Origin of the sequence: Citrobacter enshiensis (assembly GCF_029338175.1) — a bacterium.
Classification (GTDB): domain Bacteria; phylum Pseudomonadota; class Gammaproteobacteria; order Enterobacterales; family Enterobacteriaceae; genus Citrobacter_D; species Citrobacter_D enshiensis.
Genome location: NZ_CP119862.1, coordinates 1,742,599 through 1,765,281, shown reverse-complemented (window position 1 = coordinate 1,765,281; position 22,683 = coordinate 1,742,599). Strand labels below are relative to the sequence as shown.

The 22,683-nt window shown below is 52.1% G+C and carries 12 protein-coding genes and 7 pseudogenes; 4 read left to right on the top strand and 15 right to left on the bottom strand.

Features of this window, described 5'->3' with window-relative positions; all coding sequences use genetic code 11:
- Positions 1–4: 4 nt before the first annotated feature.
- From wcaF to P2W74_RS08360, 9 genes and pseudogenes are all read right to left on the bottom strand, one after another.
- Positions 5–553, bottom strand: a complete 549-nt coding sequence (wcaF, locus tag P2W74_RS08400; protein WP_276294675.1) for a colanic acid biosynthesis acetyltransferase WcaF — start codon at positions 551–553, stop codon at positions 5–7.
- A gap of 19 nt (positions 554–572) precedes the next feature.
- Positions 573–1,318: pseudogene (gene wcaE, locus P2W74_RS08395) on the bottom strand (colanic acid biosynthesis glycosyltransferase WcaE); the annotation flags it as partial.
- A gap of 32 nt (positions 1,319–1,350) precedes the next feature.
- Positions 1,351–2,563: pseudogene (wcaD, locus tag P2W74_RS08390) on the bottom strand (colanic acid polymerase WcaD).
- On the bottom strand, positions 2,538–3,755 hold the full coding sequence (gene wcaC, locus P2W74_RS08385; RefSeq protein ID WP_276294674.1) for a colanic acid biosynthesis glycosyltransferase WcaC: 1,218 nt from the start codon (positions 3,753–3,755) through the stop codon (positions 2,538–2,540). The pseudogene wcaD and the gene wcaC overlap by 26 nt, the downstream one beginning before the upstream one ends.
- Entirely contained in the window at positions 3,752–4,240 is a 489-nt protein-coding gene (gene wcaB / locus P2W74_RS08380; RefSeq protein WP_276294673.1) for a colanic acid biosynthesis acetyltransferase WcaB, read from the bottom strand. The genes wcaC and wcaB overlap by 4 nt, the downstream gene beginning before the upstream one ends.
- A 2-nt stretch (positions 4,241–4,242) precedes the next feature.
- Positions 4,243–5,087, bottom strand: a pseudogene (wcaA, locus tag P2W74_RS08375) (colanic acid biosynthesis glycosyltransferase WcaA).
- A 134-nt stretch (positions 5,088–5,221) separates the two neighbouring features.
- Positions 5,222–7,385: pseudogene (wzc, locus tag P2W74_RS08370) on the bottom strand (tyrosine-protein kinase Wzc).
- 9 nt (positions 7,386–7,394) lie between these two features.
- A pseudogene (gene wzb / locus P2W74_RS08365) lies at positions 7,395–7,833 on the bottom strand (low molecular weight protein-tyrosine-phosphatase Wzb); the annotation flags it as partial.
- A 5-nt stretch (positions 7,834–7,838) separates the two neighbouring features.
- A pseudogene (locus P2W74_RS08360) lies at positions 7,839–8,982 on the bottom strand (polysaccharide export protein).
- Between the two features lie 687 nt (positions 8,983–9,669).
- Between P2W74_RS08360 and P2W74_RS08355 the strand changes: the two are divergent.
- Positions 9,670–11,257 (top strand): annotated as a pseudogene (locus tag P2W74_RS08355) (TerC family protein).
- An 85-nt stretch (positions 11,258–11,342) separates the two neighbouring features.
- Here the strand turns inward: P2W74_RS08355 and asmA are convergent.
- The 3 genes from asmA to udk all read right to left on the bottom strand — a co-directional run bounded on the left by asmA (position 11,343) and on the right by udk (position 14,537).
- On the bottom strand, positions 11,343–13,196 hold the full coding sequence (asmA, locus tag P2W74_RS08350) for an outer membrane assembly protein AsmA (protein ID WP_276294672.1): 1,854 nt from the start codon (positions 13,194–13,196) through the stop codon (positions 11,343–11,345).
- A 26-nt stretch (positions 13,197–13,222) separates the two neighbouring features.
- Entirely contained in the window at positions 13,223–13,804 is a 582-nt protein-coding gene (gene dcd / locus P2W74_RS08345) for a dCTP deaminase (RefSeq protein ID WP_276294671.1), read from the bottom strand.
- A gap of 91 nt (positions 13,805–13,895) precedes the next feature.
- Positions 13,896–14,537: a uridine kinase gene (gene udk / locus P2W74_RS08340; protein WP_276294670.1), complete on the bottom strand. Its 642-nt coding sequence runs from the start codon at positions 14,535–14,537 to the stop codon at positions 13,896–13,898.
- A gap of 340 nt (positions 14,538–14,877) precedes the next feature.
- On the opposite strand from udk, the gene P2W74_RS08335 reads away from it, so the two are divergent.
- A complete protein-coding gene (locus P2W74_RS08335) occupies positions 14,878–18,207 on the top strand; it encodes a diguanylate cyclase (protein WP_276294669.1) in 3,330 nt (1,109 codons plus the stop codon).
- Here the strand turns inward: P2W74_RS08335 and alkA are convergent.
- Entirely contained in the window at positions 18,175–19,044 is an 870-nt protein-coding gene (gene alkA / locus P2W74_RS08330; protein ID WP_276294668.1) for a DNA-3-methyladenine glycosylase 2, read from the bottom strand. The two genes, P2W74_RS08335 and alkA, sit on opposite strands and share 33 nt — an antisense overlap.
- Before the next feature lie 134 nt (positions 19,045–19,178).
- Between alkA and yegD the strand changes: the two genes are divergently transcribed.
- Both yegD and P2W74_RS08320 read left to right on the top strand, forming a co-directional pair.
- Positions 19,179–20,531 (top strand): molecular chaperone, encoded by a 1,353-nt coding sequence (gene yegD / locus P2W74_RS08325; protein WP_276294667.1) that lies wholly within the window; start codon positions 19,179–19,181, stop codon positions 20,529–20,531.
- A gap of 94 nt (positions 20,532–20,625) precedes the next feature.
- On the top strand, positions 20,626–21,681 hold the full coding sequence (locus tag P2W74_RS08320; RefSeq protein WP_276294666.1) for a DUF3829 domain-containing protein: 1,056 nt from the start codon (positions 20,626–20,628) through the stop codon (positions 21,679–21,681).
- Here P2W74_RS08320 and P2W74_RS08315 read toward each other — a convergent pair.
- Entirely contained in the window at positions 21,656–22,300 is a 645-nt protein-coding gene (locus tag P2W74_RS08315) for a hypothetical protein (protein ID WP_276294665.1), read from the bottom strand. The two genes, P2W74_RS08320 and P2W74_RS08315, sit on opposite strands and share 26 nt — an antisense overlap.
- Positions 22,301–22,488: 188 nt before the next feature.
- Positions 22,489–22,545 carry a type I toxin-antitoxin system Ibs family toxin gene (locus tag P2W74_RS23480; protein ID WP_223882170.1) on the bottom strand — a complete coding sequence of 19 codons (57 nt, stop codon included), beginning with the start codon at positions 22,543–22,545 and terminating at the stop codon, positions 22,489–22,491.
- Positions 22,546–22,683: the final 138 nt, after the last annotated feature.

Below are 22,683 nucleotides of genomic sequence, written 5' to 3'. Positions count from 1 at the left end.
GAAATTATTCAGCCTGAACGCGTTCGCGTATCACCACTGCCGGATTGCCACGACAAATCACGTTTGCCGGTAGCGACTTAAAAACACTGCTACGCGCACCAACAACGGTGCCGTCGCCGATGGTGATGCCAGGAGCAACGAAAACATCCGTCGCCAGCCAGCATTTCTCGCCAATCACAATCGGTGTGGCGTTAATAGCAAAATGTTGACTGCGGTGATCGTGACTACCGGTGCACAAATAGCTTTTCTGCGAAATAACAGAATGCGCACCTATCGTAATCTCACCCAGCGTATATAAAACCGCGTCATCCCCAACCCAGGCATAGTCCCCTAAGGTTAATTTCCACGGATAAGTAATTTTTACTGACGGTCTAATTACTGCGTTTTTTCCGATTTTTGCGCCAAATAAGCGTAATAAAAAGGCACGCCAGCGATACATCACCTGTGGCGACCACGCAAATAATGTCGCCTGTACCGCCCACCATAATTGCACTTTGATGGCATTGCCGCCCCGGAACCCTTTTGGCACAGAAAAACCACTGAGATCCTGCATCACATCTCCTTATATTTACGTTTTTGTTATATAAGGTCTTCGTTTTACCCGTTGTGCGCAGGCGTAAGTGCCATGGACAATTCATCCCAAAAACCCGGCACCCGTAATATCTGGCGCTGCACTTTTTTCGCATCCTGGCATAATTCCAGATTATTCGTCGTGGACACCCCACCCATTGAAAATTCAGACACCAGGCCGTTCAGTTTTTTAAAGGGGTATCCGTTTTTATACATCCTGGCGGCCAGTGCATAATCGGAAGAAACCTTATATTGCAGATCATATTGGCAGACTTTTAGACCGCTGACCGGAAAAAATATTGCCTGATGACTCGCCGGTAAGCTGTGATAAATATACCAACCGGGTTTCGCGCTACGTTTTATTTTATGACCATCGCCAAAATCCAGCAGCGCGTCGCCGGTAATCATCCGATCATCTTTTTGTGATTGCAGCTGGCGGACGAAACGGGCAGCCTGTGGATGAAAAATATCGCCAGAGTTGAGGAACAGCGCAAAAGCGACCGCGCGCCATCTCAATCCCTTTGTTCATCGCATCATAGATACCGTTATCCGGCTCGCTGACAAAGCGTAAGTGGTAATCCCCGTTCAGATTTTCGAGAAATTCACGGGTTCCGTCGTTGGAACCGCCATCCACTACGATCCACTCGAAGCTGAGCTCCTTCGCCTGTGCCAGATGCGCTAACGACGCATGCGTTCTGACGATACCTTCCCGATTACGAAAGGCGACGGTGATAATACTGAGCAACATGTGAATGACCTCGTAACATTGCGCCTGATGACTCAGACGCTAAGCGCTTTACGTAAAATAAACGGACACACAATTAAAAATGCATATTCCGGACTAAATATCGAACCGGTAAAAAACAGCGACACCGGCGTAAAAAGATAAAGCTGCACCCGAAAATTCTGATTATCGCCAAACGCATTTAATGTCATTTTAAGGACTTTCCACATGTACCACAGCGTCAATAACACCGCGAACCAGGAAAAATAAATAATCAGCAGATACAACCCATTGTCTATTGTTTTTACCGACATCTGCACCGTTAAAAATTCCGAATGATGCAACATATTCATAAAGTGAGCCAAATCTGATTACACCATCAATATGGCTCAACGAATAACCCACCATCACTAACGGACCGATAATACGATAATAGGATGATGAGCCTTCAGTACCTAAATCACCGAGGCGGGTCGAGATGTAAGGAAATGCAAATATCAAACCGACCAAAAATACGGCCAATGAGATTATCGCCAGTGGTAATTTTTTCTTTATCGCGTCCTTATTCAGATACTGAAACGCCCACTCCAGTAAGTAAAATAGAATAAACGTCATTACTCCTGAAAACGATCCTGATAATATTATCCCTGCCAGAATCATAGCATCAGTTTTAGGTGTTTTGATACCAAACTGTTTGATACTGAGCCAAATTGAGATTAAGGCCAGAGCAAAAAATGCGGGTTCGAAATACAGTGCTGTTGTTCGCTTACCACCGAATTTAATAAAATTCAGAACATAGCTATTACTGTAAATAAGATATTTCGAAATTCCTTCCATTAAACTGCTGCCGCCGGTGAGAATGATCTGCGCCATTTCAGCCGCAGCGAGCAACACCACCAGCGCCACCACCAGGTAGAAAAAACGCAGGATCTTACGGTAGTTGTGCGGTGAAATCGTTTTGAAGCGAATGCTCCAGACCATGCCAATAATGATGACGATATAGACAAACAGCAGGGTTGACGTCACGTACTTGCTGGCATCCAGCGACTGACCAAACAGAAAGTTAAACGCCGTCAGCCCTGCCCCTACGCCTAACGCGATCATCAGTTTTTTTATGTTGATGCGTTCCACAAATAACAACAGCAGGATCGGCAGAAAGGTGACGATGGTGATGGGAAAACTTTCGCCCAACTGCGCAATTTTGACGTTAACCAACAGATAGATAAGCGGCAGCAGCAGATAACTACAGATTCTGATAGAACGAGACATACTCCTCCAGCATCTGATCTCCACTGTACGCCGCACGGCTGCGTTCACGAAACGCGGCCAGCGTGCTCCCGAATACCGCCTTGGCAATCTCTGATTTGCTCAGCTGCACCAGCCGTATTACCTCCTCTTCAGCGAAGGTTTTCCCCCCTGATTTTTGCAAGACTTCCCGCGCGGCCTCGCTGTGGGTCGCGATAACCGGGACGCCGATGGACAGCGCCTCACAGAGGATCAGCGGATAGTTGTCGACCCGGGAACTGAACAGCAACGCATCCATCTGGTTAAGGGCGCTCATCAGCGTCCCTTTATCCGTTTCAAAGCCGTGGTTGATGACGTTGGCCCCTTCGAATGGCGAAAACTTACCGAAGGTGTGCAGTTCCACCTTGTCGGCCAGCGCTATCAGCTCGCGTACCAACCGTTGATTTGTTTTGCCGTCATAACGTAAGTCGTGCGCGACAATGGCAATTTTCGGCCGGCCCTGGGTTTCAACGACCGGGGGCAGCGTTGAGAGAATCGCTTCGGTTGCCACATCAATACCGTTATTGATGACCCGGCAACGTCCTGCGCCATACAGACTATTGAAGGCCCCCGCCACATGCTGGCTGGGAGAGATAAACTGGCAGCCCAGCGCCAGCATTTCACGAAACAGCTGGCGCTTTTCGTCCACCAGCTCATGCGCGCGATCCACCTTAACCGGCGGATAGTTATTGAGTGTTGGGCACTTCTGGCAGCCAGACTTCCACCCCTCGCAGCCGTCAGTAAAGGCGCAGCGTCCGGTGACGCTCCAGTGATCGTGCAGCGTCCACACCAGCGTCACGTCGGGCTTGTGGTTTGTGACCTTTTCGCAGAACGCCACCACCTCAGCAAGATTCAGCCAGTAACTGTGCAACACATGAAAATGCAGCACCACGGGGCCAGGCGTGCGGGTTACGCTGCGGTATACATTATTCAGATTGCCGAACAGATCGCGATTGAACACACGAAACAGCGCAATGTTCGCCATCGAGGTCAGACGCGGAGTGTGCTTGATGACGTGCGGGTAGCGGTGATGGCTAACGCTTTTCTTACCGCCTTTGCCATAGCCGTACACAAAGCGGGAGGTCAGTCCTTTTTGCAGCGCACGCTGGTGAAGATCTAACGCCACGCCTGCCGCGCCGCCTTCCGCCAACCGCACATTAAATTGCAGAATGTTCATTTGATGATCCTCACGCGCGCTTTCTCGCCCACCACCAGCGCGTTGTCCGGGATGGTGTCGAGCACGACGCTGCCTGCGCCAATCGTCACGTTATGACCAATAGTGATGCCGCCGAGCAGAATGACATTGGCGCCCAGGTCCACGCCGTTGCCAATCACCGGGCAGGCCATATTGTCAGCGCCGCGATTACCGATAGTGACGCCGTGGCGGAGGGTAAAATCGTCGCCCGCCACCACGTGTTTGTTAATCACCACCGCATAACCGTGATGGATGGTGAATCGGCGGCCAATGGTGGCCGCGGCTTGTATTTCATAACCGAAAAAGCCTTCGGTGATGATGCGGTACAACACCAGTACCGGCGCCGCCCACAGGTTGTTCAGCACATTCTTTTTGCGCCAGACGGAGCAGAAATGGGCGACACGGTACGCCAGCACCATGCAGCACGGACGCAGGCTCCAGCTGTTTGCGCGTAAATCTTCCAGCATGCTTAGCGCCCCCGCAGTCCGTCAGCCAGTCGTTTGCCGTTGCGTACGGAAAAGAGCGTCAGCAACGTGCGCCACGTCATGCGCTTGTTGCGGATCTGATACAACGTAAACAGCTGATACTTTTTGCTGGCCCGGTCGAATTTGTCTTTGTGCTTGCGGTAAAAATGAAAGTAGCCGGAGAATTTTTTCGGCGATGAGGTGATCTGCATCTCGCCGTGATTGATGTGCAGGATTTGCGTCACCTCTTCCACTTTCCACGGCTCGCCATATTCGACGACCATGCGCAGAAAAATGTCATAATCCTGCGCCGCCGAAAGCGACGTATCGAACAGGCACTCTTTAAAACGCCACGCCCCGGTAAAAACCTGATTGCCAATAATGTTGCGCTTGTAGAACAAACGGCGCGAGTACGGCGATTTAGGGTACAGCGGCAAACTGGCAGGCTGCGAGTAGACCTCCCCCTCACAGACATAATCGTTGGCATATAAAAAAGCGTGCGTCACCAGTTGATGCGCGTGTTCAAGGAAGACGCTCAGACGGTTCGGCGTCCATTCATCATCATCATCAATTCCGGTAATGTAGGCGCCATTGGCCTGCATGATGGCCTGATTGCGCACCGCGCAGGCACCAGAGTTAGTGTCGTTGTGAATATAGCGCACACGAGGATCGTTCAGCTCTTCAACAAATTTCTGCAACTGTTCCCACGAGGTGGAGCAATCATCTACGATGATCATCTCCCAGTGACGGTAATCCTGGCGCAATACCGATTTAATCGCCCCGAATGGCGAGCTGTTGCCGGTTTCCAGGTTGGCATATAAATTGAAATCAATGGGTTGTCTGTTTTCATACTCGTTTCCGGGAAGTTTTGCCTGATGGCACAGCGTGTAGGCCGGATAAGGCGTTTACGCCGCCATCCGGCAGCTATGCCTGATGGCGCTTTGCTTATCAGGCCTACTGAATTAGCAGGCCACTCACGATTTTTTATTTTGAATCCGACGTGTATTCGTACTCGTAGTAACCGTAATCCTGGTACCCGGAAGCCCGGCGGAATATGGAGTTGAGGATCACGCCTTTGACCGGAACCCCATTTTGTTCAAAGCGGCTCAGGCTGGTTTCCACCTCTTTCAGCGTGTTGACGGCGTAACGCGCCACCATCAGCGTGGTACCGGCATGACGTCCTACAATCGCGGCATCGGTCACCGCGAGGATAGGCGGCGTATCAATCAGCACCAGGTCATAGTTCGCACTGGCCCAGCGAATCAGCTCGCCGAAACGTTCGCTCATCAACAGCTCGGAAGGGTTCGGCGGGACTTGCCCACGCGGCACGAGATCGAAATGGGGGATAGAGGTCGGCTTGGCACTGGTGGCGACCTCCCCTTTTCCCGCCAGAATATCGGACAGCCCATTCACGTTATTGGTGCCGAGCAGCTCATGGGTGTAGCCCTTGCGCATGTCACAGTCGATCAGCAGTACGCGTTTATGGGTCTGGCTGATGACTGCCGCAAGGTTGGCGCAGACAAACGTTTTGCCGATGGAAGGACTCACGCCCGTCAGCATCAGCACATTGTTTTGCGCCTGCATCATGGCGAAGTGCAGACTGGTGCGCAGGCTACGTACCGCTTCAACGGCCAGGTCAGTGGGATTGCCCACCGCCAGCAACTGACTCTGCTTATAGCGCTTAACGCCTTTAACGGTTTTGACGTTATCGTGCGCTTTTTGCCACTCCGACAGCGGAATACTGGCATAAACGCTGATCCCGTTCTCTTCCAGCGCCTGCGGGCTTTCAATCCCCCGATTAAGCAAGGCGCGCAGCAAAACACCAACGATAGAAAGCATCAGACCGAGAATAATGCTGCCGAGGATAATCAGCGCTTTCTTCGGTTTCAGCACGCCGGGCTGTGCGATTGGCCGGATCGACGATCCTGACATCACCTACCGTGCTGGCCTCCGTGATTTTCAGTTCCTGTTGTTTATTCAGCAGTTGCATATAGACCTGCTGGCCGGATTCCACGTCACGCGTCAGACGGACAATTTCCTGCTGCGTTTTCGGCATCGCCGTCACGCGGCCATTCAACTTGTTTTTTTCCTCTTCCAGAGCCTTGCGTTTTTCCAGCAATGTGCGGTAAGCCGGATGCACTTTGGTGTACAGCTTGGAGATTTCCGCCTCTTTGAAGGTCAGTTCGTTCAACTGGGCATCGATGTTGACCATCGAATCCAGCACCGCTTTCGCTTCCAGCGGCAAGTCGACCGAGTCTTTATCCTGGCGGAAGGCGTTCAGCTTGTTCTCTGCGATGTCCAGACGGTCACGCACTTCAGGCAGCTGTTTCGCCAGGAACGCCAGGCTTTTTGCCGCCTCTTCTGATTTACGCGCAATATTTTGCTCGAGATAGTTGCGGGTGATGCTGTTGAGAATGTCGCGGATCTGTTCTCTGTCTTCCCCGGTAAAACTGAGGCTTAATACGCCCGTATCTTTCCCGTTTTCCGTCACCGTCAGGTTGTTTTGCAACGCGTTGATCATCCCCAGGGTGGAGAATTTGGTCACCGTGAATTCGCTGTCTGGCGCGGCCTGAATCGCGCTAACGTTCAGGGTCACCCCCTCTTTGCTCAGCAATTGTCCCACCTGACCCCGTGCGCTTAAACCGCCGTCGCTGGTCAGTTCGTAGGTTTTGTAGCTCAGAGCATGCAGGGTAAACACCTGTTCATTCATCGCCTTCGGGCGGGTGAACGTGGTCACTTTTACCGTGTCATTCTGACGCCCCATCAGGCGATCCCACCCGGCGCCAAACAACGGAAAACTGTTTTTAGTGACGGCGATATCCAGATCCAGATCGTCCACCGTTTTTCCCAGCACCAGACGTGACTGAATAAGCTGGATTTCTGCGTCTGACGCTGGCGGTTTATTCGACAGAGCTGAGCCGATATCCTGGACCAGTGAGTTGCCGTTATTTTGCTCAATCTGCACCAGTGCATCGGCACTGTAGATAGGCGTGGCGAAGAGGGTGTAGATGCTGGCGCACAGCGCAAACGCCGCCGTGATGCCAAGAACCCACCAGCGCGCCTCAATCACGGTCCCCACCAGACGACCGATATCAATCTCATCATTGCCCGTTACCGGCGCCGCAGACTGTTTTACTTTTTCTGTCATTGTTTTCCCCTGCCCTGCATTCAGTGCCTGCGCCCACTGGCGGGCAGACCGTTCAAGGAGTGAGTACACCGCTTCAAACGCATCACGACTTTTGCGATACGGATCGGGTATTTCACGTTCACTATCCCAATGACCAAACAACATCACTTTGCCGCGCATCTCCGGCGCCATCCTCGCATAACCGGGCAATATGGCGTTTCTCCATGGTCAGGATCAGGTCGTAGTCGCGGCACATACGGCCGGAAATCTGACGCGCGCAGTGCCCTTCCAGAGAGAGGTTATGCGCCGCCGCGACGCTGAATGCCGACGGGTCCGCTCCGTGGCCAGACAGTGCCCCTAAACCGGCAGAGTCCACCATCAACGCGGGGTGATAACTTTTCAGCAAACGTTCTGCCGTTGGGGAACGGCAAATATTCCCCACGCAGACAACCAAGATTTTGTTAAACATGACGATTACCAGGTGTGAATGTCGCTGGCCGTATCCGTCATGTAACGGACACCGCTGATGGTCGGCAGCAACTGATTGATCAGACGGTTCCAGCGAGCCACCGGCGCGGTGGTGACATACACCACGTCGTAAGGTTGCAGACGGAATTCCGTCGCCATCACCAGAGAGGTGGCATCGGACATATCAAGCTGATAGATATTGGCAATCTTGCCGTTACGCCCGCCCTCGCCTTTCAGCGGACGGATCACGAAGATGCCGCTGGCGTTGGAGGTCGTCAGGTCGATGCCTTCCGCAGTACCGAGCGCTTCGGTCAGCGTCATACCGCTGAAGTCCATTTTGAGGGTGCTCTGTTTCTTCACTTCGCCCATCACGAAGACTTTCAGATCGTCATTGCGCGGCACAAACAGAATGTCCCCGGGGTACAGCAGTCGGTTTTTGACTGAGTATCGCCGTTTTGCATGCAGCGCCTGCAGAGAAATGCGCTGCTCCTGCCCTTTATGGGTCAGCACCACATTGCGCCAGTCGGCGGCGTCCGTCAGACCACCTGCGGCGTTAATGGCGTCGAGGACGGTCAAAGGAACGTTGGTGATCGCCTGCTGGCCCGATTTATTCACCTGCCCGGAGACATACGCCTTCTGCGAGCGGAAAGCGGCGATATTAACGTCCACCTGCGGGTCAGCAATGTACTTCGCTAAGCGCCCGGTAATATCACTGCGGATTTCACCCAGCGTTTTTCCGACCACGCTGACTTTGCCCAATGTAGGGATAAAACATGGTGCCATCGGGCTGTACCCAGTTACCGGCGTCGCTGGAGCTACGATATTGCCCCGCTGGCGTGGTCAGTTCCGGGTGGTCCCAGACGGTCACATTCAGCACGTCGCCTGCACCGACCCGGTACTGGTAGCGGGCGATCTCCTGGTCTAGCGACATATTGGGTTGCGCCACGTTGGGTCGCGGACGTAATTGTTCAACCAAACGCGGGGTTAACGGATAGACATTCACCATTCGGTCGAGATCAAAATCAGCGTCCTGTTGTTTGATGACATCTTTACCCATCGTAGACATATTGCTGCCCGGAAGTACTGTGCAACCACTTATCAGGGCTACCGACACCAATAATGGCATCAATTTCATTTTGGATTTCATCATTGATTATTTATCACTTTGGCAGAGTAATTATCCTGTGCATTTTAAATAGCGACTTCACCTGTTCATATTTACCTTGCAGTTAATTGACCAGGAATTTAACTGGCATCAATCCTAAAAAATCGGCTTTCGTCCACAGGCTATTGACAGAATAATTGAGGGCTCGTCTTCAGGCAGCCAGGCACGCTACCGCCCTTGGCTTTCTAGCTACCAATACACTGATTCATTTATGTTTTTAATCCTCTTTATTTTCACATTCTTACCAACGAAGCCACATCGCAGAAAATAATAAAGCACAGAGCGCGTCTGCTTCGTCGCGGAAGAATATTTTTATTGCCAGGCCGTTAATGTTGCCAGAATTGTTGCAGCTAACGTAATAGCAGGCAAGGTAACAAGTCTGTACCTCACTCTTTTTAAGATTAATATTAAGCCTGGTTTGTTTATAATTTTAGGATTTTATTGATGTTGACAATATTCATTTCGACCAACTACCTGCGATATATCCTAAATATAATTCCGCACTCTATGCATCCTCTGTGAAAATAGTGTGGTTATTTTGACGTCAATTTTCCGCTGCCGCCATTTGATATAAAAGGAAGAGAAATCGCGTTGCGGCATTGCAATTTGGCCCAGCTTTATCCATGATCGAATTGTGACAATTGTCATATAACCAGGGGTATTACGTTTACTATGGAATGGATTGCCGATCCGTCAATCTGGGCCGGACTCGTCACGCTTATTGTGATTGAGTTAGTCCTCGGCATTGATAACCTCGTCTTTATTGCTATCCTCGCTGAAAAACTGCCTCCTGCGCAGCGTGACCGCGCGCGTATCATCGGGCTGCTGCTAGCAATGGTCATGCGCCTGCTGCTGCTGGCGTCAATCTCATGGCTGGTCACGTTGACCAACCCCCTCTTCACCGTGCATGAGCTTAGCTTCAGCGCACGTGACCTGATTATGCTGTTTGGCGGCTTCTTCTTACTGTTTAAAGCCACCATGGAGCTGAACGAAAGGCTGGAAGGGAAAGACAGCGATAATCCCACACAGCGTAAGGGGGCAAAATTCTGGGGTGTGGTGGCGCAAATAGTGGTACTGGATGCCATCTTCTCGCTCGATTCGGTCATCACCGCCGTGGGGATGGTTGATCACCTTGCCGTCATGATGGCCGCCGTGATTGTCGCCATTAGCCTGATGCTGCTCGCCAGCAAGTCCCTGACGCGCTTTGTTAACAGCCACCCGACTATCGTTATTCTGTGTCTCAGCTTCCTGCTGATGATCGGGTTCAGCCTTGTGGCGGATGGGTTTGGGTTCCACATTCCGAAAGGTTATCTGTATGCCGCTATTGGTTTCTCGGTGATGATTGAAGCCCTTAACCAACTGGCTATTTTTAACCGCCGTCGCTTTCTGTCTGCGAACCATACCTTGCGCCAGCGCACCACAGAGGCGGTCATGCGCCTGCTGAGCGGGCAAAAAGAAGACGCAGAACTGGATGCGCAAACCGCCTCAATGCTGGTGGATCACGATAATCGCCAGATCTTCAATCCGCAAGAGCGGCGGATGATTGGGCGGGTCCTGAATCTGAATCAACGTACTGTCAGCAGTATCATGACCTCGCGTCACGATATTGAGCATATCGATCTCAGCGCTCCCGAAGCAGACGTTCGCGCCTTGCTGGAGAAAAATCAGCATACCCGTCTGGTGGTCACCGCAGAAAATGAGCAAGAAGATTTGCTTGGCGTGGTGCACGTCATCGACCTGTTGCAGCAATCTTGCGTGGCGAAGCCGCTCGACCTGCGGGCGCTTGATCCGCCAGCCGCTGGTGTTCCCGGAAACGCTGCCGTTGCTTACCGCCCTGGAGCAATTCCGTAACGCGCGTACCCACTTTGCCTTTGTCGTGGATGAGTTTGGTTCTGTCGAAGGGATAGTCACACTCAGTGATGTGATGGAGACGATTGCCGGGAACCTGCCCAATGAAATCGAGGAGATCGACGCCCGTCACGACATTCAGAAGAACCCGGACGGCTCCTGGACCGCCAATGGCCATATGCCGCTGGAAGACCTTGTGCAATATGTCCCGTTGCCGCTGGACGAGAAACGTGAATACCACACTATCGCCGGGCTGCTGATGGAATACCTACAGCGGGTACCGAAGCCCGGTGAAGAAGTTCAGGTCGGCGATTATCTGTTAAAAACGCTACAGGTCGAAAGCCACCGGGTGCAAAAGGTTCAGTTGATTCCGCTGCGCCATGATGAGGATGATCTGGACTACGAGGTGTGATGGAAAACCGGATGGCCAGCAATTTGGTGACCATCCGGTTAATTCTTACATCTTATCAAGCATTTGGTGACCATCCGGTTAATTCTTACATCTTATCAAGCAACTGCTTCACGTCTTTACCGTTACGGCTATCTTTATTGCGATCCGCCCAGTTGTTGAGACGACGTTTCGCTTCATCCTGCATGTGTTTACGCAAGACCTGGTCTACCTGTAGGCTGTAATTCAGAGAATCCCAACTCCCGTAAACCCGGAGCGGAACCGGCGTCTCTTTCAAGAAAGAGACCAGCTTACTGTCCCCTGTCCAGCCGTCGAGTACCAGAAGATTAAACTGGGTGTCACAGGTCTGATCGCTAAGATCCAACGTCCCTTTACCGGAAAGCGCCAGATGCGAAGATTGCCCCTGCATATCGTTGAGCGTCAGCTCACCTTTTCTGAGCGTGACATCGCTCTCAAAGTGATCCAGACGCGTGGCGTTATCGAAACTTTGTTGTGATTGTACATCGCCCCCGTTTCGCTCCACGGCCTGTTGCACCAGTTGTTGGAAGTTCATCCCTTCCATGTGCGTGTCGTTCATTTCAACATGCGCCTGACCCTGCCAGCTGTGACGAAACGCCTGTGCATCAATATCCGCGCCAGAAAACTCCCCGGTCAGCGACATCTTCCCGGTCAGAGAGATGGGGTAATTAAAGGCCTGAAGAATAGTTCCAATCTCCACATTCTCAAGACGAGGATGAAACACCGCCTGTGGTTCCTGCGCCCTGGCATCCAGTGCGCCCGGTAGCGACACCAGACCGCCATCGAGTTTCCCCTGTAGTTGGTCGATATTCAGCAGCCCTGACTGATTCGACATTTTGGCGGCAACATCGGTAAATTCCATTTCCCGCCAGCGCACATTGGCAGCCTGCAGCGAAATGTCAGCAGAAAAACTGTGCAAGCCGCTGTAAGCCGGTTCATCAATCCGTGAAGAGATAACCGGTCTCGCCAGCGTTGGCTGGCTCTGCACCTGCTGCGCAATACCGTTTGCGCCAGGCGCCTCTTCACTGCGCGGGAGAAGATTATCAAGATTCAGCTTGCCAAACTGGAGGTCAATCACCCATTCCGGTTTATCATTGAGCGTTACCTCTGTTTTTCCGGTGAGCGTGCTGTCATTGGCGGTCAAATTCAGCTGGCTAAAAGAGAGCCTTTTTTCCTCTTCCTGCCACTGTGCCTGCAATTGTCCTTGCCCCTGAATCCCCTGCTTCGGTAAATCGGCGCCCTGCAATTGCCAGGTGAACTGTTGAATCGTGGCCGTCAGATTATGCGGGTAATCAGAAGCATCAACCGTACCATTCAGAGCGAGGTTGAGATCGCGCTGGTCACGATTGACGCGTCCGGAAAACTCGAACGAACCGCGATGTTGGGTATCCTGTTCCATTTGCAGGCGGATATCGCGAACCGTCACCTGCTCATCGTTTTCATGCTGGAAAACCAGCACGCTGTCCGCCACGCGTAAACTGGCGATATCAAACGACCAGCCGCGATCTTCGGCGATATCCGGTAATGTATTGTCTTTTGGCGCAACCGGGGCGTCTTTGCTGAGCACCGCTTCCGATTGCGGGGTCAGTTGGATCACCGCCCCTTTCAGCATCACCTGCTCAACCTTGAGCTGATGGCTCAGAAGCGGCCACAAAGAGACGTCCAGACGCATGTTGTCAGCGCGAATTAACGGCTCACTTGCGCCATGTGCCGTTAAGGTCATCCGCCCGGAGAGGATGCTAAGCTGCGGCCAGACATGCCAACGCAGTGGACCATCCAGTTCGAGTTGATATCCGCTACGCGCAGCAACCTGCTGCACCATATAAGCGCGGAAATCATTTGGATTTACCAACATAACTAACGCAGAAAAACCGGCCACCAGCACGACCAGTAAAATCATCAGCGTCGTCAGAAATCGTCTCATGCTATCCTCAATGGATCGGAAAAGGCTTAGTCTTTATCAATCCGACTGGCAACAGCGCCTTGTTGATCGCGATACTTCGCATCTTCACGACGATTGTACGGGCGCGCTGCCGGGCCGGAAAGCGGCTCGAAGCTCAGCGCGCCAATCAACATGCCAGGGCGCAGCGCCAGCGGTAATTTCCCGGAATTGTAGAACTCCAGCACAATACAACCCGACCAGCCGGGATCGATGCGGTGCGCAGTGACGTGCACCATCAGCCCCAGACGCGCCAGCGAAGAACGACCGTCCAGCCATCCCACCAAATCCGGCGGCAGCGTAACAGATTCATAGGTCACCGCCAGCGCCAGTTCGCCAGGATGCAGGAAAAAGGCCTCGCCTTCCTCCAGCACGATTTCATCGCTCATCACGCGATCCAGCGCGGCGCTCACTTCAGCTTTAGGACCACTCAGGTCGATAAACGCGGCCGTGTGGCCACTGAACGTGCGAAACTTATTGCCCAGGCGCACATCGACTGTAGCGCCGTTGATGCGCTCTACAGGAGGTCGCGGGTTGATCGACAAACGGCCTTCATCCAGCCAGGCTTCAATATCTCGGTCACACAAACGCATAGTACTTTCTCCTTTTGAGCATCAATCCCTTGACGCCTGGTGCGTCAAGGGCGAACCAGGTTATCACTGAACGGTACACAATTCGCTGGGCTTATTCAAAGAACTGACTGATTTTCGCTTTCAGAATATCGATAGCGATGCGGTTCTTACCACCGCGCGGCACAATAATGTCCGCATACTGTTTAGACGGTTCGATAAACTGCAGGAACATCGGACGTACGGTCTTCTGATACTGCGCCATGACCGAATCCATAGAACGGCCGCGCTCATTGACGTCGCGCTTGATGCGACGCATCAGACAGATATCCAGCGGGGTATCAACAAAAATAGAGAAATTCATCTCTTCACGTAACCGTACATCCGTCAGCAGCAAAATGCCTTCCAGGATGATGACTTTTTTCGGCTCGACGCGAACCGTTTCTTTCATTCGGGTATGTTCAACATAGCTATACACCGGCAGTTCAATCGCACAGCCGCGTTTGAGCGTTTGCAGATGTTGAAACAGCAAGCTGTGATCCATCGCATTCGGATGGTCATAGTTGGTTTTTACGCGCTCTTCCATCGACAGATGGCTTTGATCTTTGTAATAGCTGTCTTCGGGAATAACGCCAATATGTGCATCACCGACTTGTTCACGCAACTCACGATAAAGGGTACTGGCAATGAGACTTTTGCCGGAAGCGGACGCGCCAGCGATACCGATAATGACGCACTGATGAGACTGATCAGTCATAAATTTAGCGACCTGATTAACCTGGATGTTAGGGAGGGCGGCGTAGAAACGCCAAACGCGGCAATTATAGGGATTTCAGGCGCGCGATACCAGTCGAGATAGCAGATGACGCAGCGGCTGCTAAATTACGCCCCAACTTTTCCCTTTCGCAAATTAAAACGGTCAACTTTAAAGCAGGCCGGAAAATTATTTCCAATCGTAAGGAATTATTAACCTAATCGTGTCATTTTATGAGCAGTTGGCCTATAAATGGTCAATTGTTTGTACTAGCATAACCACAGATAAAAACTGACGCGTCCGGGTGTTCCGTGACGGTACGGGCTATTCGGATAACGCGGTAATGAGTAAACAATTCCAACATGTTTTAGTTACCCTCCCCCACCCTTTACTGCGTCTTGTCAGTTTAAGCCTGGTGGCCTTTATCTTTACGCTGTTTTCGCTCGAATTATCGCGTTTTGGTACACAGTTGGCGCCTTTGTGGTTCCCGACCTCCATTATGATGGTGGCGTTTTACCGTCACGCGGGTCGCATGTGGCCAGGTATTGCGCTCTTCTGCTCGCTGGGCAGTCTCGGCGCGGCTTTACTGCTTTTCCCTGACACCTCACTGAACTTTACCTACACCGCAATTAACATTTTCGAAGCCGTCATCGGCGCACTATTGCTGCGTAAACTCCTGCCCTGGTATAACCCGTTGCAAAATCTTAGCGACTGGATCCGGCTGGCGATAGGCAGCGCGGTGGTTCCGCCTCTGGTGGGTGGACTCCTTGTCTGGTTGCTGGTGCCGGAAGGCACGCCGCTGAAAGCATTTCTTATTTGGGTTCTTTCTGAATCAATCGGTGCGCTGGCGCTGGTTCCCCTGGGTTTGCTGTTTAAACCGCATTATCTGCTGCGCCACCGTGACCCGCGTTTATTGCTTGAGACCTTGCTGACGCTGACCGTCACGCTGGTGTTGAGTTGGCTCTCAATGCAATATCTGCCGTGGCCGTTTACCAGCGTCATCGTGTTGCTGATGTGGAGCGCGGTACGTCTGCCACGTGTGGAAGCATTTTTAATCTTCCTCGCGACCGTGATGATGGTGTCATTAATGATGGCCGTCGATCCCTCTCTGCTCTCAACGCCCAAAACCCACATCATGGCGAACGTCCCCTGGCTGCCGTTTTTAATGATTCTGCTGCCCGCCAACGTGATGACCATGGTGATGTATGCGTTTCGGACTGAGCGTAAACACATTTCCGAAAGCGAGGCGCGCTTTCGCAACGCCATGGAATACTCCGCCATCGGCATGGCGCTGGTCGGTACCGAAGGCCAGTGGCTGCAAGCGAACAAAGCGTTGTGCCAGTTTCTTGGCTATAGCCAGGATGAGCTACGCGCGCTCACGTTCCAGCAACTGACCTGGCCGGAAGATCTCAATAACGATCTTGAACAGCTCAATATGCTGGTTCGCGGCGATATCAACAGTTACTCGATGGAAAAGCGTTACTACACCCGGGCCGGAGAAGTGGTGTGGGCGCTGCTGACCGTCTCGCTGGTGCGCCATAACGATACCACCCCGCTCTACTTTATTGCGCAGATTGAAGATATCAACGACCTGAAGCAGACCGAATGGGTGAATAAACGCCTGATGGAGCGGATAACACTGGCGAATGAAGCGGGCGGCATTGGCATCTGGGAGTGGGAGTTGCAGCCCGACGTGTTCAGTTGGGATAAGCGCATGTTCGATCTCTACGAGCTCCCGCCACATATCAAACCCTCCTGGCAAGTCTGGTATGACTGCGTATTGCCAGAAGATCGCGATCACGCAGAAAGAGTGATCCGGGACGCGCTCACCGCCCGCCGTCCCTTCAAACTGGAGTTTCGTATTGCGGTAAAAGGTGGTGTCCGCCATATCCGTTCGCTGGCAAACCGGGTATTAAATAAAGACGGCGAAGTGGAACGCTTACTCGGCATCAATATGGACATGACCGAAGTGAAGCAGTTGAACGAAGCGCTATACCAGGAAAAAGAGCGCCTGCACATTACGCTGGACTCCATCGGGGAAGCCGTTGTCTGTATTGACGTCGACATGAACGTCACCTTTATGAACCCGGTGGCGGAAAAGATGAGTGGCTGGCAGCAAAAAGACGCAATGGGGGTGCCGCTACTGACTGTGCTGCGCATCACCTTTGGCGACAACGGTCCGTTAATGGAAAACATCTATAGCGCGGACATGTCCCGCTCCGCGATTGAGCAGGATGTGGTGCTGCATTGCCGTACCGGCGGCAACTACGATATCCATTACAGCATTACCCCGCTCAGTACGCTGGACGGCGGCAATATTGGGTCGGTATTGGTTATCCAGGACGTCACTGAATCGCGTAAAATGCTGCGCCAGCTCAGTTACAGCGCATCCCATGATGCCCTGACCCATCTGGCTAACCGGGTCAGCTTCGAAAACCACCTGAAGCGTTTGCTGCAAACGGTTCACGACGCCCACCAACGCCACGCCCTGGTCTTTATTGACCTTGACCGTTTCAAAGCCGTAAACGACAGTGCGGGCCATGCCGCCGGTGACGCGCTGTTGCGCGAGATCTCGGCGCTCATGCTCAGTATGCTCCGTTCCAGCGACATGCTGGCGCGGCTGGGCGGGGATGAGTTTGGGCTGTTACTGCCAGACTGTAATATCGAAAGCGCCCGTTTCATCGCAACGCGAATGATTAACGCCATCAACGATTATCACTTTATGTGGGAAGGACGCCTGCACCGGATTGGCGCCAGCGCCGGGATAACGCGGATTGACGAACGCAATTATCTGACAACGGACGTCATGTCACAGGCTGACATCGCCTGTTACGCCTCCAAAAACAATGGCCGCGGTCGCGTCACTGTGTATGAACCTCAGCAAGAAGAGGCTCACAAAGAACGGGGAACGATGTCGCTGGATGAGCAGTGGCATATGATTAAAGACCATCATTTGCTGATGATGGCGCGGGGGGTGGCATCGCCACGGATCCCTGAAACATGCAGTTTCTGGTTGATTTCATTACGCCTGTGGACCAGTGAAGGCGACGTCATGGAAGAGCAGTCCTTCCGCGCGGGACTGGTCGACCCGGCGCTCAATCATGCGCTCGACCGCCGCGTACTGCATGAGTTTTTCCATCACGCAGCCCCGTCGGTTGCCAGCAAGGGGCTGAGCGTCGCCCTCCCCCTCTCCGCCGCCGGGTTAAGCAGCGCGACCCTGATTGATGAGTTGCTGACACACCTTGAACACAGCCCGCTTCCGGCGCGTCTGCTGCACCTGGTTGTGCCAGCCGATGTCATGATCACACATCCAACGGAGACCGCTTCTGCGATTCAAAAATTGCGCCAGGTGGGATGCCGGATGATTTTCAGCCAGGTCGGTCGCGATCTGGAACTCTTCAGCCATCTGACCCCGCACATGGCTGACTATCTGCTGCTTGAAAGCGAACTCGCAACCAGCCTGCACGGTAATTTGATGGACGAAATGCTGGTTTCAATCATCCAGGGGAATGCACAGCGACTGGGGATCAAAACGCTTGTCGGTCCGGTGCAGACGCCGGTTATCATGGATGCGCTTTCCGGCATCGGGATTGACCTGATTTATGGCGATATCATCGCCGACGCTCAGCCGTTGGATCTGCTACTTAGCACCAGCTATTTCGCCATCAACTGACGGCTGCCAGCCTTCCGTATACCAGATATGCAACAACGCGTAGGAGCGCCAGGGTTTCCAGCGTTCGGCATAGCGCCGAATCTGAGCGGGCGTCATGCCGGGAAAGCGCTGTTTAATCAGATAATCGTCTGGCAAAAAAATGTCCTTTGCCTGCCAGCCGCGCAGCGCAAAGTAGCTGGCGGTCCAGCGACCAATACCGGGAAACGTTTGCAGATCTTTAACGCCGAGCTCAATGTCAGGGGGCGGCGTGACCGTTAGTGCGCCATTAAGCATAGCCTGAGCCAGATGGATCAGCGCCTCGCCACGTTTGAGCGGCATCCCCAGCGCTTTAAGCTCGACCGGGTCCGCAGCGGCCAACGTTTCAGGGCCGGGAAAACAGACATAGCCCGCGGCATCTTCCAGCGTCTCGCCATAGCGGCGGGCCACCTTCGCGGTCAGTTTAGCGGCCATCGCCACACTGACCAGTTGCCCCAGAATCGCCCGCACGCCCTGTTCAAACGCATCAACAGCGCCCGGCAGTCGTAACCCTGGGCGCGCAGCCCCCAGATCGCCAAGCGCATCGCTCACCCGCAACGGATCACAGCGAAGATCGAAGAGGCGCTCAATTTTCGCCAGACATTCAGCGGCGACGGGCTGTAAACCGGGACTCAGGGTAATTTGCAACGAATGCGTCTGAGGGTCTGGCACCGCGGTCAGCAGCCCCCGATGCTCCCCGATAGCCAGACTTCGCACGTAGGACGACGCGTCCACGGTCTCCACACCCTCAACCGCACGCGCGGCGAGAAAACCCAACATCCAGGACCAGTCATACGGCGGTTGCCAGCTCAGGGTATACATTGCGACTCCTTTAACGGTGAATCTTCAGCATAAACGGTTTACACGCGTTGCGCCTTGCTTTCATATTCCAGTTGTCGGGGCGGCAACATTTCGTTAAAGTCACGCCCCTTCTTCACTGGCATGGGGATTTTTCAGTGTTTATTGGTTTTGATTACGGTACGGCGAACTGTTCAGTGGCCGTTATGCAAGACGGGCAACCGCGCCTGCTCAGGATGGAAAATAACAGCACGCTGTTGCCCTCGATGCTTTGTGCTCCCACGCGCGAAGCGGTGAGTGAATGGTTGTACCGCCATCACGATGTTCCGGCAACGGATGCAGAAACGCAGGCACTGTTGCGTCGCGCGATGCGCTACAACCGTGAAGAAGACATTGATGTCAATGCGGGCAGCGTACAGTTTGGACTCGCCTCTCTGGCCCAGTACATTGACGATCCCGAAGAGGTTTACTTCGTTAAATCGCCCAAATCTTTCTTAGGCGCCAGCGGGCTTAAGCCGCAGCAGGTTGCGCTGTTCGAGGATTTGGTTTGCGCCATGATGCTGCACATCCGTCTTCAGGCTCAGAGTCAGTTACCAGAATCGATAAACCAGGCGGTCATTGGTCGCCCGATCAACTTTCAGGGATTAGGCGGAGACGACGCCAATGCCCAGGCGCAAGGGATTCTGGAACGTGCGGCAAAACGCGCGGGGTTTCAGGAAGTGGTGTTTCAGTACGAACCCGTTGCAGCAGGGCTGGATTATGAGGCCACGCTGACCGAAGAAAAACGGGTTCTGGTTGTCGACATCGGCGGCGGGACCACGGACTGCTCCTTACTGTTGATGGGACCCCAGTGGCATCAACGCGCCGATCGTGAAACCAGCCTGCTCGGACACAGCGGATGTCGCGTCGGCGGTAACGATCTTGATATCGCACTGGCGTTTAAAAACCTAATGCCGCTGCTCGGCATGGGTGGCGAAACAGAAAAAGGCATCGCGCTGCCGATTCTGCCATGGTGGAATGCCGTCGCCATAAATGATGTCCCGGCGCAAAGTGATTTTTACAGCACCGCCAACGGTCGCTTGCTTAACGATCTGGTTCGTGACGCGCGTGAGGCAGACAAAGTGGCGCTGTTGCTCAAAGTCTGGCGTCAGCGTCTGAGCTATCGCCTGGTGCGCAGTGCGGAAGAGAGCAAAATTGCCCTTTCCGAACAGACGACTGTCACCACGTCGTTGCCTTTCATCAGTGACGAACTCGCGGCGGCAATCAGCCAGCAAGGGCTGGAAGCGGCGCTGAATCAACCACTGGCAAGGATTCTGGAACAGGTTCAACTGGCGCTGGATAACGCGCAGGAAAAACCGGATGTGATTTACCTGACCGGCGGCAGCGCGCGTTCGCCGCTGCTCAGGAAAGCGCTGGCCGAACAGCTACCGGGAATACCGATTGCCGGGGGCGATGATTTTGGTTCGGTAACCGCCGGTCTGGCGCGCTGGGCGGACGTGGTTTTTCGCTAATCATGTAGTGCCGGGCGGCATTGTGCTACCCGGCGCTAAATAAAAAGATTATAGTGAAGTTTCTATGTAAATTACTTCATTATCATTTATTAGTATGAAACGAATTAATATATTTACACTATCGATTATTTTCACTTCAATCGGATTGATTGGATGCGATAATAACAATGATGAGTCGATATCTACCACTACCATTGCACAACAACCTTCTTCCCTCATCCAGCCAAAGGTGATAACACCCGACCAACTTAATGCTGATAAAATTTATCGTGAAAAAATGCGCATTTATATTGGCTGCATCAATCATCTCCAGCCCGAATTTGACCGCAGTTTTATACATTATCATTCCTGGATAAAGGATTTACAGCATGGCCCAACGGGTAATGAAAGCCCAGGCGCAGGCATTAGTGAAATTTCGGACAATCACTTATCTGACTGTGATAAAAAAATCAGTCAGGTGCACACATTAATCGCCACACCCGAGTCTATTGATACACTCGCCATTGATTATATGCGCAGGGCAACGGCGCTGGCGGCTAAAATTAGCGAAATACGCGTCTATTATAAACAAGAAAACTATAAGGACGATGGTTTTATCAAAGGTAAAGCGTTACATGGCGAGTGGTTAAAATATCATGTCCCGTTTGAGACTGTCGCAAACGACTGGTATGCCGCAATTCAGAAACAGGTCGATGAGCAACACCAAAAAACACTGACTGAAGAAGAGATCGTAGCACAAAAAAACTTTCGTTATTATGCTCTTAAGACAACGATGATAGCCCAGGAAATTCAGAAGAACGTTACAATGGGAAGTGTCGATGTGGATGCGCTCAAAGAAAAGACCTCTGCACTGGATACGCTAATTGCAAAATTGAAAGCAACAGATGAAGAAGGCCGTGAGTCTTTATTTATTTATGAGACACAGAATCTCCAGACGCAAGCCATAAAATATGCGCGAAGAATGAAAGAGCCTACGCCTTATACCCGCTCAGAAAAAATGCGCATAGAAGGGATGGACATGGGCTATACGGTTGATGGTTCCTGCCCCGCCGTACAAGACAAGTACAACAGTGTGGTCGATCAATACAACTGGCTAACACCTGATGACGGCGATAACTTCCTGTTCACTCGCGCTCATTGCGATGAATGAACAGGCGTTTAAAATCCTCAGCGGGTAAAAAGTGATTGAGGTATTGCTCAACAAACTGACGATTTACCCGTTCAGGAACATCAAACGCTTTTTTGGCATCCTGAAGAATGTCAGGGTTCGTAAAGCCCCGACTACTGATTTCAACCCCAAAAACGGGTACAGGCTGGCTTTTTGAACCATAACGGACATCGTTCCATTGCGTCATATTCGCCAGCACAAAAACGGAGTTGCCACTGTAAATGTAATGGTTTCGGTCATTATTTCGGTCGAAATTAAATTCGCCTTCATAATCAAAACCATCAAAATTAACCATCATAAAATATCTTTGGTACTCTTTAGAGAAAAAGATAAAACGATGAATCACTTTCGTGTGGCGACCTCGCTTTGTTGATAACTTTGGATAATAAATTTCATCATCGTCTCGCGTCTCATCCGGCCCCTCACCTATCTGTGGAATATATAACTCAACAATAACGCTGGCATTGATATATTCCGTTACCTGCTCAGGGGTGACTTGATTACCGCGAAAGAATAAAAAATTCGCCACAGCTATAACCAAAGGCAAAGCAACAGTTACACCAAATATATAACCTAGACTACGACCAACTCCAGAATTCATTTAAATCGCCAATAGTCATTGAACACATCCAGGTTATTAACCTTATCGCCACTTCATTGCGCTCACAATGCAAATTTCTGTCATTCATCAAACACGCGCTTTGTTGCCAGCATTATTGACTTTCTCCTTCGTGACTTCTAAATTAAGGAGTGAGGGTAAGGGAGAGGTTTCCCCCTCCCCCTGGTGTCTTAGTATGCTGGCAAGCTGATAACTAAGAGTATCACCAGTATGATGACTAACCTCATCATAACCCTTTCCTTATTTAAGGCCCCTTCCTCGGGAGGGGCTTTCCCGTTTCAGCGTCCTGCTGAAATGAGTGGCTTACCTCCTTCGCCGTGCCGTCACTTTAACGTAATACCCAGCACCCTCTCTTTTTGTCGATA

Bases quoted from the DNA above. Each gene is read 5' to 3' on its own strand.
- P2W74_RS08320 (WP_276294666.1), top strand. From the start codon at position 20,626: ATGAAACGAATTAATATATTTACACTATCGATTATTTTCACTTCAATC.
- udk (WP_276294670.1), bottom strand. From the start codon at position 14,537: ATGACTGATCAGTCTCATCAGTGCGTCATTATCGGTATCGCTGGCGCG.
- alkA (WP_276294668.1), bottom strand. From the start codon at position 19,044: ATGTATACCCTGAGCTGGCAACCGCCGTATGACTGGTCCTGGATGTTG.
- wcaB (WP_276294673.1), bottom strand. From the start codon at position 4,240: ATGCTGGAAGATTTACGCGCAAACAGCTGGAGCCTGCGTCCGTGCTGC.
- P2W74_RS08335 (WP_276294669.1), top strand. From the start codon at position 14,878: ATGAGTAAACAATTCCAACATGTTTTAGTTACCCTCCCCCACCCTTTA.
- wcaF (WP_276294675.1), bottom strand. From the start codon at position 553: ATGCAGGATCTCAGTGGTTTTTCTGTGCCAAAAGGGTTCCGGGGCGGC.
- P2W74_RS08315 (WP_276294665.1), bottom strand. From the start codon at position 22,300: ATGAATTCTGGAGTTGGTCGTAGTCTAGGTTATATATTTGGTGTAACT.
- wcaC (WP_276294674.1), bottom strand. From the start codon at position 3,755: ATGAACATTCTGCAATTTAATGTGCGGTTGGCGGAAGGCGGCGCGGCA.
- asmA (WP_276294672.1), bottom strand. From the start codon at position 13,196: ATGAGACGATTTCTGACGACGCTGATGATTTTACTGGTCGTGCTGGTG.
- dcd (WP_276294671.1), bottom strand. From the start codon at position 13,804: ATGCGTTTGTGTGACCGAGATATTGAAGCCTGGCTGGATGAAGGCCGT.